The sequence below is a fragment of the Streptomyces viridochromogenes genome, from assembly GCF_001270495.1.
Taxonomy (GTDB): domain Bacteria; phylum Actinomycetota; class Actinomycetes; order Streptomycetales; family Streptomycetaceae; genus Streptomyces; species Streptomyces viridochromogenes_A.
In genome coordinates, this window is the sequence record NZ_LGUR01000016.1 from 1 (window position 1) to 14,009 (window position 14,009).

The window sequence follows — 14,009 nt, forward strand, 5'->3', positions numbered from 1 at the left end:
CCCTCGTGACGGACGACGCCCCCGCTCCCTCCCCCTCCCCCGCTCCCTCCCGCCTGCGCGCCGTGCTCCCCGACCTCACCCCCTGGCGTGCCTCCGCGGACTTCCGGAAGTTGTGGCTGGCGGGGCTGGTCTCCTCCTTCGGGAGCTTCCTGACCTTCGTGGCGCTGCCCGTGCAGATCAAGGAGCTCACCGGGTCCGCGGCGGCGGTCGGGGCGATCGGGGCCGTGGAGCTGGTGCCGCTGGTCGTGTTCGGGCTGTACGGGGGTGCCCTCGCCGACGCGCTCGACAAGCGGAAGCTGATCGTGTGGACGGAGGCCGGGCAGGCGGTGCTGAGCGCGGCCCTGCTGGTCAACGCGCTGCTGCCGAGCCCCGCGATCTGGCCCCTGTACGTCGTCGCCGCCCTGTCCTCCGCCCTCGTATCGGTCCAACGCCCCGCCCTGGACGCCCTGTTGCCCCGGATCGTGGCCCACGACCACCTCCCGGCCGCCGCCTCGCTGAACGCGCTGCGCTGGCAGGTCGGCGGCGTCGCGGGCCCGGCCCTGGCCGGGGTGGTCGTCGCGTACGCGGGGCTCGGCTGGGCATACGGCGCGGACCTGCTGACCTTCGCCGTCTCCGTCCTGTTCGTCGTCGGCCTCGCCCCCTCCCCCGCCTCCCACGAGGCCGCGAAACCGTCGCTGAAGGCCATCGCCGAGGGCGCCCGCTACGCCTGGAGCCGCAAGGAGCTCCTCGGCACGTACGTCATCGACATCGCGGCGATGCTCTTCGCGATGCCGCTCGCCGTACTGCCCTTCCTCGCGGACGAGTTGGACGCCCCCTGGGCCCTTGGCCTGATGTACGCCTCCGTGCCGGCCGGGGCGATGCTGGTGAGCCTGACCAGCGGCTGGACGTCGCGGGTGCACCGGCACGGGCGGGCCGTCGTGGTGGCGGCCGCGCTGTGGGGCGTGGCGATCGCGGCGGCCGGTGTCTCCGGGAACGTATGGCTGGTGCTGCTCTTCCTGACCGTCGGCGGCGCCGCCGACATGGTCAGCGGCATCTTCCGCGGGGTGATGTGGAACCAGACGATCCCGGACGAGCTGCGCGGCCGGCTCGCCGGGATCGAGCTGCTGTCGTACTCGGTGGGCCCGCAGCTGGGCCAGACCTACGTGGGCGGCGTCGCCGCCTGGCAGGGCGTACGGGCGTCCATCTGGTCGGGCGGGCTGCTGTGCGTGGGCGCGGTGGGGCTGCTGGCGCTGTGCCTGCCGAAGCTCATGACGTACGACGCGCGGACGAACGAGCACGCGGTACGGCTGCGGGAGCAGCGGGCGACGGCAGCGGCCGCACCCGCGTCGGCACCGGCACAGGCACCCGCACCGGCGGCAGAGGGCTGATCAGTCGTCGTCCGCCGGACCCGTCGGGGCGTCGTGCCACCGGGGATCGTTCTCCCACTCCAGGTTGCGCTCCCGGGCGAGGTCCATCGCCTGCTGGGCCTCCTGCCGGCTGGTGTACGGCCCGAAGCGGTCCTTGGCCGGGCACTCCGGCCCTTCCTCGACCTTCTTGTGGACGAGGCAGTAGTACCACTCGCCCGGCTTGCCGACCGTGCGCTTCTTGAACAAGGCCATGTCCGGCTCCTCTCGCCACCGACATGTTCCCCCATGCCCGCTGGTTAGACTCGCTCGCATGTCTGGCCAGTCGCTGCTTGTCCCAGGGGAGCTGTCCCCCACCCGTTCCGTGCCCGGAAACATCCGCCGCCCCGAGTACGTCGGCAAGCCCGCGCCGACGCCGTACACGGGTCCGGAGGTGCAGACCCCGGAGACCGTCGAGGCGATGCGCGTCGCCGGCCGTATCGCCGCGCGGGCGATGGCCGAGGCGGCGAAGCTGATCGCGCCCGGTGTCACGACGGACGAGTTGGACAAGGTGGCGCACGAGTACATGTGCGACCACGGCGCCTATCCGTCCACGCTCGGCTACCGCAGCTTCCCGAAGTCCCTGTGCACCAGCGTCAACGAGGTCATCTGCCACGGGATCCCGGACTCCACGGTTCTGCGCGACGGCGACATCGTCAACCTCGACGTGACGGCGTACATCGGCGGGGTGCACGGCGACAACAACGCGACGTACCTGGTCGGCGACGTGGACGAGGAGAGCCGGCTGCTGGTCGAGCGCACCCGGGAGTCCCTGAACCGCGCGATCAAGGCGGTCAAGCCCGGCCGCCAGATCAACATCATCGGCCGCGTCATCGAGTCGTACGCCAAGCGCTTCGGCTACGGCGTGGTGCGTGACTTCACCGGTCACGGCATCAACTCGTCCTTCCACTCGGGCCTGATCATCCCGCACTACGACAGCCCGCACGCGACGACGGTGATCCAGCCCGGGATGACCTTCACCATCGAGCCGATGCTGACGCTGGGGACGCACGAGTACGACATGTGGGACGACGGTTGGACGGTCGTCACCAAGGACCGCAAGCGCACGGCGCAGTTCGAGCACACGCTGGTGGTGACGGAGACGGGGGCGGAGATCCTGACGCTGCCCTGAGCACCGCTCACCGAGCACCGCTCACCGAGCACCGAGCACCGATCACCGAGCACTGATCACCGAGCCCGCCCTGCCAGGGCGGGCTTTCTCTTGTACGCTTTTACCGACAGGGTGTCGGCAAGCTATTGACTTAGGTAAGCCTTACCTTGGAGGATGTGCCCCATGGAGCCCTTCTCGACACTCATCCGCACCGCGTCCCATGAACAGCACGTGGAGGCCGAGACCTCGACGTTCATGAGCGACCTGCTCGGCGGACGGCTCGGCGTCGACGCGTACGCGCGCTACACCGAGCAGCTGTGGTTCGTGTACGAGGCGCTGGAGACCGGTGCCGAGCGGCTGGCGTCGGACCCCGTGACGGGTCCGTTCATCCAGCCGGAGCTGTTCCGGCTGGCCTCGCTGGAGCGGGACCTGGCGCATCTGCGGGGTCCGGAGTGGCGCACGGGACTGTCCGCGCTGCCCGCCACCCAGTCCTACGCGGACCGGGTGCGGGAGTGTGCCGAGGACTGGCCGGGCGGCTATATCGCCCACCACTACACCCGTTACCTCGGTGACCTCTCCGGCGGCCAGATCATCCGCGACAAGGCGGAGCGGACCTGGGGCTTCGCGCGCAAGGGCGACGGGGTCCGCTTCTACGTCTTCGAGGAGATCACCAACCCGGCCGCGTTCAAGCGGGGCTACCGAGAGCTGCTGGACGATGTCCATGCGGACGACCTGGAGAAGCAGCGGATCGTGGCGGAGTGCAAGAAGGCGTTCGCCCTGAACACGGCGGTGTTCCGGGCACTGGGCGAGGAGTTCCCCCTGTCCGCGTGACCGGTTCCGGTCAGCGCTCCAGGAACACCCTGCCGCCCACCTCCACCCAGCCCGCCGGCTGCGGTGCCGTGAGGATCTGCGATCCGGCGCCCTGCGTGATGTTGAGGGCGCGGCCCAGGCGGTCCGTGAGGAGCAGCGCCGCCGCGCCCGTGGCCTCGTCCTCGTCGATGCCGTCGCCGCGGCCGGGGAAGCCGCGGGCGCGGACACGCCCGGCCGCCTCGTCCTCCCAGGCCCAGGCGTAGATCCACTCGCCGGGCGGGGGCACGGGAAGGTCGTCGACCTCGGCGGCGGTCGCGTACTGCCGCAGCGTACGCGGCGGCGCCCACTCCGCCCGTGCCTCGATCCAGCTGAACTCCCCGTCCAGCCGCGCGCCCACCACACCCGCCGGGGTGACCAGCTCGGGCACGTCGAGCAGCCAGGCCGTACCGACGCAGGGGTGCCCGGCGAAGGGCAGGCGCAGGGTCGGCGTGTAGATGTCGATGACCCCGCGCTCGGGGTCGTCCACGAACACGGTCTCGCTGAAGCCGAGCTTCCCGGCGAACGCCTGCCGGTCGCTCCGCTCGGGGATCACGGAGCCCTCGCGGACGACGCCGAGTTCATTGCCGTATCCACCGGTCGGTCCGCAGAAGACGCGGAGGACGTCGTAGTCAGTCACGGGGGAATTGAAACATCACTCGGTCGCGCGCCAGCAGCGACCAAGGCAAGGCTAACCTAAGCTTCACCCGGCTGAAGTCGGCTGCGCAAGAAGGGGATTCGCGGCATGACCGTACTGGAGAAGGCCGCACCCGAGGTCGTGGCCGAAGCGCCGCCGCCCCGCAGACGGCACACCGCCGCCTGGCTGCTGACCGTCGGCATGAGCCTCGCCCTCCTCGTCCTCGTCCCGGTCGCCGCGGGGATCGGCGCCTACCCGATCCCGGTCGGGGACGTCCTCGCCTCCGTACAGCACAAAGTCGGGCTCGGCGGCGGCGAGTCGGACCGGGTCGCCGAGTCGGTGCTGTGGAACGTGCGCTTCCCGCGGATCGTGCTCGCGCTGCTCATCGGCGCCTCGCTGGGGTGCGCCGGAGCGCTGATGCAGGGCGTGTTCGGCAACCCGCTGGCCGAGCCGAGCACCATCGGCGTCTCCCTGGGCGCGGCGGTCGGAGCGGTGGCCTCCATCTCGCTCGGGCTGACCTTCCTCGGCAACTGGACCCTCCCCGCGATGGCCTTCGTCGCCGGCCTCGGCACCGTGCTGCTGGTGTACGCGATGTCCCGGTCGAGCGGCCGTACGGAGGTCGTGACCCTGATCCTCATGGGCATCGCGGTGAACGCCTTCGCCGGGGCGCTCATCGGCCTGTTCATCTTCCTCGCGGACACCGCCGCGGTGAACCAGATCACCTTCTGGCAGCTCGGCTCCCTCGCCCAGTCCACCTGGCCCAAGGTGACGGCGGTCCTGCCCTGCGCGGTCGTGGGGCTGGTGGTGGCACCGCTGTACGCCCGCCGCCTGGACCTGCTCGCCCTCGGCGACCGGCCCGCACGGCACCTGGGGGTGGACGTGGAGCGGATGCGGGTCGCGTTGATCCTGGTCGTCGCGCTGCTGACGGCCGCGGCGGTCAGCGTCTCCGGGGTCATCGGGTTCATCGGCCTCGTCGTGCCCCACCTGTTGCGGATGGCGGCGGGGCCGGGGCATCGGTTCCTCATTCCGGGGAGTGCGTTGGGAGGGGCGGTGGTGTTGCTCGCGGCGGATGTCGCCGCGCGGACTGTGGCGGCGCCCGCGGAGTTGCCGCTCGGGGTGCTCACGGCTCTGCTGGGCAGTCCGTTCTTCTTCTGGCTACTGCGGCGGACTCGGCGGCGGCAAGGGGGGTGGGCCTGAGGGTCGTATGCCGGGTGCGGGTGCGTGAGGGCTGGTCGCGCCCACGCGGCGGAGCCGCATATCGACACAGCCCCGCGCCCCTTAGGTTCTCCAGTCCCCTTCTCGACAAGGACCCTCCGTGAGACTGCTCCGCCCTCGCCCCACTCCCCCAGCCCCCTCCGAACCCGGCGACATCCTCGCCGCCGCCGAGTCGTTGCACGTTCGTCTCGGCGCCCGTGAGGTGCTGATCGGCGTCTCCGTCACCGTCCGCGCCGGCGAGGTGCTCGCCCTCGTCGGGCCCAACGGTGCGGGAAAGTCCACCCTGTTGAGCGCGCTGGCCGCCGATCTTCCGGCCGCCGAGGGGGTCGTACGGATCCACGGGCGACCGGCGGCCGACTGGACCGCGCCCGAACTCGCCCTCCGTCGCGCCGTACTCCCCCAGTCGGCGGCGCTCTCCTTCCCCTTCACGGTCGAGGAGGTCGTACGCATGGGCCGCACACCCCACGCCACCGCCTCCCCCGCCGAGGACGACCTCGCCGTCGCCGAGGCGATGGCCGCCACCGAGGTAGCCGCCTTCGCCCTGCGGCCGTTCTCCGCACTCAGCGGTGGTGAGCGGGCCCGGGTCGCGCTTGCCCGGGTGCTGGCCCAGCGGGCGCCGTTGCTGCTGCTCGACGAACCGACCGCCGCACTGGACCTCAAGCACCAGGAGCTGGTGCTGCGGTTGTGCCGGGAGCGGGCGCGGGCCGGAGACGCGGTGGTGGTCGTGCTGCACGATCTGGGGCTCGCTGCGGCCTACGCGCACCGGGTGGCGGTCCTGCGGGCCGGGCGGGTCGCGGCGGACGGGCCGCCGGCCGAGGTGTTCACGGAGCGGTTGCTGTCGGAGGTCTACGACCAGCCCGTCGACGTGCTTTCGCATCCCCGGACAGGAGCGGTCCTGGTGACCCCGCGGCGCTGATCCCGGGGCAACCTTTGACTCTCCTTTGACTCCTCCATGGGAGCGTTTTTGGCCACTTAGGCGATCCTTAGGTGCGTTAGGTGAGCCTCACCTTCCTACTGCGTGAGGCCCGTCACGCACACTTTCCCGCCATCTCCTGGAGCCTTCATGCGACCCGCCAGACTCTCCGCCGTCACCGCTGCCGCCACCGTGGCGGCTCTGACCGCCGTCACGGGGTGCACCGAGAAGGGCAGCTCGGCAGGTGGCGACCGGGTCGTCAACGTGACCTCGACGGACGACAAGTGCGAGGTGTCGAAGAAGGAGTTCCCGGCCGGGCACGTCGAACTCGCCATCGAGAACAAGGGTTCCAAGGTCACCGAGGTCTACATCCTCTTCCCGGACGACCGCATCGTCACCGAGCGGGAGAACATAGGCCCCGGCACCAAGCAGACCGTCACCGCCGAGGTGAAGGCGGGCGACTACACCATCGCCTGCAAGCCGGGCATGAAGGGCGACGGCATCCGGCAGGCCGTCAAGGCCACCGGCGAGGGCGCTGCCGCCAAGCGCGACCCGCGGCTGGACAAGGCCGTCGCCGCCTACCGCGCGTACACGCAGGCACAGGCCGACGAGACGCTGCCGAAGGCGGAGGCGTTCGCCAAGGCCGTCAAGGACGGTGACATCGAGGCCGCGAAGAAGGCGTACGCCCCCTCACGCATCGGCTGGGAGCGCACCGAGCCGGTCGCCGAGTCCTTCGGCGACATCGACCCGAAGGTCGACGTCCGCGAGGACGGCCTGGAGGACGGCCAGGACCCGGCCACGGACTGGACCGGCTGGCACCGCCTGGAGAAGGCCCTCTGGCAGGACAAGAAGATCGGCGACCGCGAGAAGCAGCTCGCCGACCGGCTCGTCACCGACCTGAAGGACTGGCAGAAGCGGGTCGGCAAGGCCGAGATCACCCCGACCTCCATGGCCAACGGCGCCAAGGAACTCCTCGACGAGGTCGCCACCGGCAAGGTCACCGGTGAGGAGGAGCGCTACTCGCACACCGACCTGGTCGACTTCAAGGCCAACGTCGAGGGCGCCGAGAAGGCGTACGCGCTGCTGAAGCCGGTCGCCGAGGAGAACGACCCGGCGCTGGTCACCGAGCTCGACAAGCAGTTCGGCGCACTGAACACGCTGCTCGACAAGTACCGCACGGACAAGGCGTCGTACGACTTCACCTCGTACGACAAGGTCGGGGACGCCGACCGCAAGGAGCTGTCGGACGGCGTCAACGCCCTCGCGGAGCCGCTGTCCAAGCTCGCCGCCGCCGTCGTCGTGAAGTAGGGGGCACCCCATGACCGAGACCTCGACCGGGAATTCACCGTCCCCGTCCCGGCGTGCGCTGATCGGCTGGGGCGGTGCCGGGCTCGCGCTCGGCGCCGCCACGGCCGGCGGCGCGGTCGCGATGACCCGTACGGGCAACGACGTCGACCCGGCGGGCGCCGCGACGGGCGCCGCGATCGAATTCCACGGCGCTCAGCAGGCCGGTATCGCCACGCCCGTGCAGGACCGGCTGCACTTCGCCGCGTTCGACGTGAAGACCGACGACCGCGCCGAGTTCGTGCGGATGCTGAAGGACTGGACGGCGGCCGCACGCCGGATGACCGCCGGGCACGCGGTCGGCGAGGGCGCGTACGGCGGGCTGGCCGAGGCGCCGCCGGACGACACCGGTGAGGCGCTGGGCCTCAAGCCGTCGCGGCTGACGCTGACGATCGGCTTCGGGCCGTCCCTCTTCGAGAAGTACGGCGAGGCGTTCGGCATCGCGGACGCCCGCCCCGAAGCCCTCGTCGAGCTGCCGAAGTTCGCCGGCGACAACCTCGACAGGAACCGCAGCGGCGGCGACCTGTGCGTGCAGGCCTGCGCGGACGACCCGCAGGTCGCCGTGCACGCCATCCGCAACCTGGCCCGTATCGGCATGGGCAAGGTCGTCATCCGCTGGTCCCAGCTCGGTTTCGGCAAGACCTCGTCCACGACGCCCGACGAGCAGACCCCGCGCAACCTCATGGGGTTCAAGGACGGCACCCGCAACATCGCGGGGACGGAGACGGACCGGCTGAAGAAGTTCGTGTGGGTGGGCGAGAAGGACGGGCCGCGGTGGATGGCCGGCGGCTCCTACCTCGTCGCCCGGCGTATCCGGATGCACATCGAGACCTGGGACCGCACCTCGCTCCAGGAGCAGGAGGACATCTTCGGCCGCGACAAGGGCGAGGGCGCGCCCGTCGGCAAGGCCAAGGAGCGTGACGAGCCGTTCCTGAAGGCGATGCTGCCCGACGCGCACGTCCGGCTCGCGCACCCCGCCTCCAACGACGGGGCGACGATCCTGCGCCGCGGCTACTCCTTCACCGACGGCACCGACGGTCTCGGCCGCCTGGACGCGGGCCTGTTCTTCCTCGCCTACCAGCGGGACCCGCGCACCGGGTTCATCCGCATCCAGCGCAATCTGGCGCTCGACTCGCTCAACGAGTACATCCAGCACGTGGGTTCGGCGCTCTTCGCGATCCCGCCCGGCGTCCGCGACAAGGACGACTGGTGGGGCCGGACGCTGTTCTCCGAGGAGGCGTGAGGACCGATGTTCTCCAACTACCTGATCGGCCTGCGCGAAGGTCTTGAGGCCAGCCTGGTCGTCTGCATCCTCATCGCCTACCTGGTGAAGACCGGCCGCCGGGACGCGCTGAAGCCCATCTGGACCGGCATCGGCGTCGCACTCGCCCTGGCGCTCGGCTTCGGCTGCGCACTCGAATTCGGCTCGCAGGAGCTGACGTTCGAGGCGCAGGAGGCGCTCGGCGGGTCTTTGTCGATCCTCGCCGTCGGGCTGGTGACGTGGATGGTGTTCTGGATGCGGCGCACCGCCCGGCACCTGAAGTCCGAGCTGCACGGCAAGCTGGACGCGGCCCTTCAGATGGGCACGGGCGCGCTGGTCGCGACGGCGTTCCTGGCCGTCGGCCGGGAGGGCCTGGAGACGGCCCTGTTCGTGTGGGCGTCGGTGCGCGCGGCCGGCGACGGCAGCCCGCGCCCGCTGGTCGGCGTCGCCCTCGGCATCGTCACGGCGATCGTCCTGGGCTGGCTGTTCTACCGCGGTGCGCTGCGCATCAACCTCTCCAGGTTCTTCACCTGGACGGGCGGCATGCTGGTCGTGGTGGCGGCGGGCGTGCTGGCGTACGGCGTCCACGACCTCCAGGAAGCGCGCTGGCTGCCGGGCCTGAGCGACCGGGCCTTCGACATCAGCGACACCGTCGATCCGTCGAGCTGGTACGGCACGCTGCTGAAGGGCGTCTTCAACTTCCAGCCCGACCCGACCCTCGTCCAGGTCACGGTGTGGCTGCTGTACCTGATCCCGACGCTCGCGCTGTTCCTCGCACCGGTAGGGTTCGCCTCCGGGAAGGGGAAGGTGAAGGCAGCTGATGAGCAGGGATCGCGGCCCTCGAAGGCTCCGCAGGCTTGACCGGAGCGCACTGATAGCGGCATCGCTGACCGCTTTGTCATTGACGGCAAGCGGATGCGTGGTGGTCCACGGGGAGAAGGAAGTACTCCCCTCGACCACCAGGGCGGAGGCCGCCAAGGCGCTCCAGCAGTTCACAGCCGCGTACAACAAGGCCGACAAGGCATACGACAGCTCCCTGGACGCCGGCTACGTCAAGGGCGCCTTCGGCGCCATCGACGAGGCCCGGCTGAAGGCGGGCAAGGCGGTCAGTCCGGAGGGCAACGCGGCGCACACACCGCTGAAGCTGTCGGACCCCAAGTTCACGATCCCGAAGAAGGCGGGCTGGCCGCGCTGGTTCGTGGCCGACGCGGGCGCCAACAAGGGCGGCACCGCGCGCTGGGTCTTCGTGTTCAGCCGGAACAGCCTGACCGCCCCGTGGGAGGCGTCATATCTGACGCTGATGGCTCCCGGTGACGTACCGGAGTTCAAGACGGACAAGGACGGCTGGGCCGAGGCCGTCCCCGCGAACTCGACCGAACTGGCGGTGGCGCCCGAGGACTTGAGCAAGGACTATGTGAACTACCTCAAGGACGGCGGGGACACCTTCGCGGACGGCCGTCACACCAGCGAGTGGCGCGCCAAGCGGGCGAAGGACGCCGTGCGGCCGGGCCTGGTCAGGCAGTTCATCGACGAGCCGCTGACGAGCGGCGACTTCGCGCCGCTGGCGCTGCGTACGAAGGACGGCGGGGCGCTGGTGTTCTTCTCCTCGCGCTACTACCAGAAGGAGACCGCCGCCACCGGTGCCGCCTTCCCCGCCACGGACAAGGCCGTGCTGGCGCTGACGACGGGTGAGATCAAGCAGTCGCTGACGGTGGAGATCATCTCCAACGGGGTGGCCCTGGACCCGAAGGGCTCCGGCAAGGTGCAGATCCTCGGCCGGACCCAGGGCCTGACGTCGGCGAAGGGCGAGTAGTCGCCGTTCGTACGGTGACTCAGTGGCGGAGGGGCCAGGCCGCGGAGGTGTGGTCGGGCTCCTCGCCCACGTAGCGGGCGCAGGCGTCGGTCAGGGTCTCCAGGAGGCTGAGCGGATCGGGCAGCGGATGCTCCAGGCCGCGTACCCAGTGCACGCTCTGGCCCTCACCGGGCAGCTGCGCCGGCGGTACGAGGACGTAGGACCCACGGCAGTGCCAGCGCAGTCCCGGGTGCTCGTCCATGGTCTCGGGGTGGCAGTCCAGCTCGCAGGGCCACCACTCGTCCTCGTCCTCGGGCGTACCTCGGGTGAGGGTGAAGAACAGCAGGCGGCCGTCGTCGCTCTCGGCGACCGGCCCGACCTCGATACCGGCGCCGAGCAGCCGCTCCAGCGCCTCCCGCCCGGCCTCGACCGGCACGTCCAGGACGTCGTGCACCATGCCGGTGGCGGTGATGAAGTTGGCCTGCGGCTGGTGGCGGGCCCAGCGCTCGATCTGGCCGCGGTCGGTGGTGGACTGCGTCTGCCAGGCGAAGGACACCGGGTGCCGGGCGGGGGTGGGGCATCCGACGCGGTCACAGGAACATCGGTAACCGGCCGGGTGCGCGGCGGGCGCGAGGGGCAGTCCCACCGCCGCGGCGGCGAGCAGCAGGTCCTCCCGGCCACCGTCACCGGCGGCCTCCTTGGGGCGGCGTCCGCGCAGCCACTGGGAGAGTTTGCCCTGTAGGCCGGTCCGACCGCCCAACTCCGCGCTCATCTATCCCCTCGCCTCGCTGTCGTGCGGAACAGCATGCCCTATGGTCCCACCATCGTGCGCTTCGGGGGGCCTTAGCGGACAACCGGGCCAGGTGGGGCGAGGCGTACACAGCACCTGGATCAGCAGCAATGCACTGCTTTGGCGGGATTTACGCCCCTACCGTGTGCGCCTTACCGCGGGTGCGGGGCGATGCCGTGGAGGGCGTAGTCGACGAGGGTGTCGGTGTACTCGTAGGAGATCGGGCCCGTGTACTGGAGCCAGCGCTGGGCGAGGGGGGAGACCCAGAGTTCGAGGGCGATGCGCGGGTCGACCTCCCGGCGGACCTGGCCGGCCTCCTGGGCGGCGCGCACCCGGTCGACATACAGCAGGAGCGAGGGTTCGAGCAGCTTGGTCATGCAGACCCGGCCGAGCTCCTCGTTGACCACGCCCTCGGCGGCCAGGGCACGGGCCGGGACCTCGAACCGGGGGTCCTGGAGCTGGTCGACGGTGAGGCGCAGGACGGCCTTGAGGTCGGCGGCGAGGTCGCCGGTGTCCGGGATGGCGAACTCGTACTCCGGGCCCGCTTCCCGGGACGCCTGTTCGCTCAGGTCGAGGAAGGCCTCCAGCAGGACGTCCGCCTTCGACGACCACCAGCGGTAGATCGTCTGCTTGCCGACGCCGGCGCGGGCGGCGATGCCCTCGATCGTGGTCCTGGGGTAGCCGACCTCCCCGACGAGGGCGAGGGCGGCGTCGTAGATGGCCCGTCGGGACTTCTCGCTCCGGCGGGTGGCGTTGGGTGCGGGCTGAGCGGACTGCGCGGACTTCTGGGCTGCCATGGCTTGAATTTATCAGGTTGACAAGACGTACCGTCTCGCCGGATTCTGAGAGGCATCAAGCGCGAGACGATACGTCTCGTGCATTCAGGAGCGCGAGGAGGAGTTTCACCATGACCCGAAGCGGCGGAAACATGCTCGGAGTCGGCGGCACCCGCCGGAACCTCGGCCGCGAGGCGCTGCGCGGCGGCGGTCGGAACGGCAGGCTCGGCGGCGGGGGCGACGCCCAGGCCCAGAAGCAGGAACTGCTGCGCAGGTTCCAGCAGAAACAGGACGAACGACAGGGAGAGGGAACGACCGACGAGTCCTCGTGACCGCCCATGCCCCACGTCTCCCGGGCCCGTCTCCCCTCACCCGAGGGAGACGGGCCCCTCTCGTACGGGATCCCCGCCCGCCGCCCGGCGGCTGTACTGCGGGGGTCAGCGGCTGCGCTCAGCTGTTCAGCGAAGGACGGGGAGGAACCACCATGCGCACGTGGACGAGACGACAAGCGCTCACATCGGCGACTTCGGTGCTCGCGGCCGCGGGTCTGGCCACAGTGACCGCCACCACCGCCGCCACCGCCGCGCCGGGACTGACGGCGGGCCGGGGGCGTTCCGGGAGCGGAGACATCGCCGACGCCTTACGGGCACTGCCCGGGCTGAGGGTGATCGAGGAGCGGCCGGGGGCCGAGCCGGGGTACCGCTTCTTCGTGCTGGGAGTGCGCCAGCGGGTCGATCACACCGACCCCGGGGCGGGCACCTTCGAGCAGCGCCTCACCCTGCTCCACACCGCCACCGACCGCCCCACGGTCCCTACGGCAGGCCCTGGTCCTCGCCCGGGGGCCAGGCATCGCCCCAGTCCGCGTCGCGGGCCGCCTTGTAGAGGTCGCCGTGGCGTTTGGTGACCGTGGCTCGGCGCAGGCCGGGCTCGGTCTCGCACAGGTCGAGGAGGACCTGGCCCTTGCGGATCTGGGGTTTGCGGACGACGCGGGCGGGGGCCGGGGTGACCGGGAGGCGGGTGGCCGCGACGTAGCTGAACTTCTCGTCCTCGTAGGCGAGGGAGCCGCCCTTGATCTGGCGGTGGAGGGAGGAACGGCTGACCCGCGCCGAGAAGTGGCACCAGTCCGTGCCGGGGACGATGGGGCAGTCGGCGCTGTGGGGGCAGGGGGCGGCGATGTGGAAACCGGCGGAGATCAGGCGGTCGCGGGCCTCGATGACGCGGGCGTAGCCGTCGGGGGTGCCGGGTTCGACGATGACGACGGCCTGGGCGGCGGACGCGACGGTGTCGAGGAGGGTGGTGCGGTCGGGGGCGGTGAGTTCGTTGAGGACGTAGGAGACGGTGACCAGGTCGGCGGTGTCGAGGGTGAGGGCCGAGCCGATGCGGGCGCGCTGCCAACGGGCGTTCTTCAGCGCCGGGTTGGCGGCGGCGATCTCCCTGCCGGTGGCGAGGGCGGGCTCGGCCCAGTCCAGCACGGTGACGCTGCGCTCGCCGGGCCAGGTCGCGGTGACGGCCCAGGTCGCGGCGCCGGTGCCGCCGCCGACGTCGATGTGGCTGCCGGGGGTCCACTCCGGCACGGTGTGCGCGAACGCCTCCAGTGCGGCGTGGACCGCTTCGAAGGTGGCGGGCATGCGGTACGCGGCGTAGGCGGCCACGTCGGCTCGGTCGCGGAGGATCGGGGTGTCGGTGGGGGTGGCCCCGCGGTAGGTGGCGATGAGCCGGTCGACGGCCTGCGCGGCCTGGCGGGGCGGGATGCCTTCGAGGAGGGTGGCGAGGCTGCTGCGCAGGGCGTCTGCCGGAGATGCGGGGTCGTTCACCCGGCGATTCTACGAGTGCCCCCGCCTTTCCTCGCCCCCGCCGCCCCTACCCGTCCCATCCCTGGGGGCTGCGCCCCCAGACCCCCGCTGTCGGCCCTGCGGGCCTCGTCCTCAAACGCCGGACGGGC

16 protein-coding genes and 1 pseudogene are annotated in these 14,009 nt (G+C 71.1%); 12 read left to right on the forward strand and 5 right to left on the reverse strand.

The window, feature by feature from the left end; all coding sequences use genetic code 11:
* The first annotated feature begins 5 nt into the window (after window positions 1–5).
* Entirely contained in the window at window positions 6–1,367 is a 1,362-nt protein-coding gene (locus ADK36_RS04485; protein ID WP_053196451.1) for an MFS transporter, read from the forward strand.
* Here ADK36_RS04485 and ADK36_RS04490 read toward each other — a convergent pair whose 3' ends face one another.
* A complete protein-coding gene (locus ADK36_RS04490; protein ID WP_048587224.1) occupies window positions 1,368–1,598 on the reverse strand; it encodes a hypothetical protein in 231 nt (76 codons plus the stop codon).
* A gap of 58 nt (window positions 1,599–1,656) precedes the next feature.
* Between ADK36_RS04490 and map the strand changes: the two genes are divergently transcribed.
* The gene (gene map, locus ADK36_RS04495) at window positions 1,657–2,514 is read left to right on the forward strand and encodes a type I methionyl aminopeptidase (protein ID WP_048587225.1); all 858 of its coding nucleotides are present in this window, start codon (window positions 1,657–1,659) and stop codon (window positions 2,512–2,514) included.
* A gap of 162 nt (window positions 2,515–2,676) precedes the next feature.
* Complete coding sequence (locus ADK36_RS04500; RefSeq protein ID WP_053196445.1) at window positions 2,677–3,324, forward strand: heme oxygenase (biliverdin-producing); 648 nt, start codon at window positions 2,677–2,679, stop codon at window positions 3,322–3,324.
* A gap of 10 nt (window positions 3,325–3,334) precedes the next feature.
* Here ADK36_RS04500 and ADK36_RS04505 read toward each other — a convergent pair whose 3' ends face one another.
* Complete coding sequence (locus tag ADK36_RS04505) at window positions 3,335–3,979, reverse strand: PhzF family phenazine biosynthesis protein (protein ID WP_048587227.1); 645 nt, start codon at window positions 3,977–3,979, stop codon at window positions 3,335–3,337.
* Between the two features lie 105 nt (window positions 3,980–4,084).
* Here ADK36_RS04505 and ADK36_RS04510 point away from each other — a divergent pair, with 105 nt between their 5' ends.
* The 6 genes from ADK36_RS04510 (at window position 4,085) to ADK36_RS04535 (ending at window position 10,522) form a co-directional block, all read left to right on the forward strand.
* Window positions 4,085–5,173, forward strand: a complete 1,089-nt coding sequence (locus tag ADK36_RS04510; RefSeq protein ID WP_048587228.1) for a FecCD family ABC transporter permease — start codon at window positions 4,085–4,087, stop codon at window positions 5,171–5,173.
* Between the two features lie 118 nt (window positions 5,174–5,291).
* On the forward strand, window positions 5,292–6,107 hold the full coding sequence (locus ADK36_RS04515; RefSeq protein WP_048587229.1) for a heme ABC transporter ATP-binding protein: 816 nt from the start codon (window positions 5,292–5,294) through the stop codon (window positions 6,105–6,107).
* 147 nt (window positions 6,108–6,254) lie between these two features.
* On the forward strand, window positions 6,255–7,412 hold the full coding sequence (gene efeO, locus ADK36_RS04520) for an iron uptake system protein EfeO (RefSeq protein WP_053196447.1): 1,158 nt from the start codon (window positions 6,255–6,257) through the stop codon (window positions 7,410–7,412).
* A gap of 10 nt (window positions 7,413–7,422) precedes the next feature.
* Entirely contained in the window at window positions 7,423–8,691 is a 1,269-nt protein-coding gene (gene efeB / locus ADK36_RS04525; protein WP_048587231.1) for an iron uptake transporter deferrochelatase/peroxidase subunit, read from the forward strand.
* A gap of 6 nt (window positions 8,692–8,697) precedes the next feature.
* Window positions 8,698–9,570 (forward strand): iron uptake transporter permease EfeU, encoded by an 873-nt coding sequence (gene efeU / locus ADK36_RS04530; protein WP_048587232.1) that lies wholly within the window; start codon window positions 8,698–8,700, stop codon window positions 9,568–9,570.
* Entirely contained in the window at window positions 9,530–10,522 is a 993-nt protein-coding gene (locus tag ADK36_RS04535; RefSeq protein WP_078916791.1) for a hypothetical protein, read from the forward strand. Before efeU ends, ADK36_RS04535 begins: the two co-directional genes overlap by 41 nt.
* Before the next feature lie 19 nt (window positions 10,523–10,541).
* Here ADK36_RS04535 and ADK36_RS04540 read toward each other — a convergent pair whose 3' ends face one another.
* Both ADK36_RS04540 and ADK36_RS04545 read right to left on the reverse strand, forming a co-directional pair.
* Window positions 10,542–11,273 carry a bifunctional DNA primase/polymerase gene (locus ADK36_RS04540; protein WP_048587234.1) on the reverse strand — a complete coding sequence of 244 codons (732 nt, stop codon included), beginning with the start codon at window positions 11,271–11,273 and terminating at the stop codon, window positions 10,542–10,544.
* A gap of 170 nt (window positions 11,274–11,443) precedes the next feature.
* Window positions 11,444–12,088: a TetR/AcrR family transcriptional regulator gene (locus ADK36_RS04545; RefSeq protein WP_048587235.1), complete on the reverse strand. Its 645-nt coding sequence runs from the start codon at window positions 12,086–12,088 to the stop codon at window positions 11,444–11,446.
* 110 nt (window positions 12,089–12,198) lie between these two features.
* On the opposite strand from ADK36_RS04545, the gene ADK36_RS04550 reads away from it, so the two are divergent.
* Both ADK36_RS04550 and ADK36_RS45785 read left to right on the forward strand, forming a co-directional pair.
* Window positions 12,199–12,399 carry a DUF6243 family protein gene (locus ADK36_RS04550; protein WP_199830106.1) on the forward strand — a complete coding sequence of 67 codons (201 nt, stop codon included), beginning with the start codon at window positions 12,199–12,201 and terminating at the stop codon, window positions 12,397–12,399.
* A 152-nt stretch (window positions 12,400–12,551) separates the two neighbouring features.
* Window positions 12,552–12,971 (forward strand): hypothetical protein, encoded by a 420-nt coding sequence (locus ADK36_RS45785; protein WP_078942549.1) that lies wholly within the window; start codon window positions 12,552–12,554, stop codon window positions 12,969–12,971.
* On the opposite strand, the gene ADK36_RS04555 is transcribed toward ADK36_RS45785, so the two are convergent.
* Window positions 12,880–13,881 carry a small ribosomal subunit Rsm22 family protein gene (locus ADK36_RS04555; protein WP_053196449.1) on the reverse strand — a complete coding sequence of 334 codons (1,002 nt, stop codon included), beginning with the start codon at window positions 13,879–13,881 and terminating at the stop codon, window positions 12,880–12,882. The genes ADK36_RS45785 and ADK36_RS04555 overlap by 92 nt on opposite strands.
* Here ADK36_RS04555 and ADK36_RS51385 point away from each other — a divergent pair.
* Window positions 13,772–14,009 (forward strand): annotated as a pseudogene (locus ADK36_RS51385) (hypothetical protein); the annotation flags it as partial. The gene ADK36_RS04555 and the pseudogene ADK36_RS51385 sit on opposite strands and share 110 nt — an antisense overlap.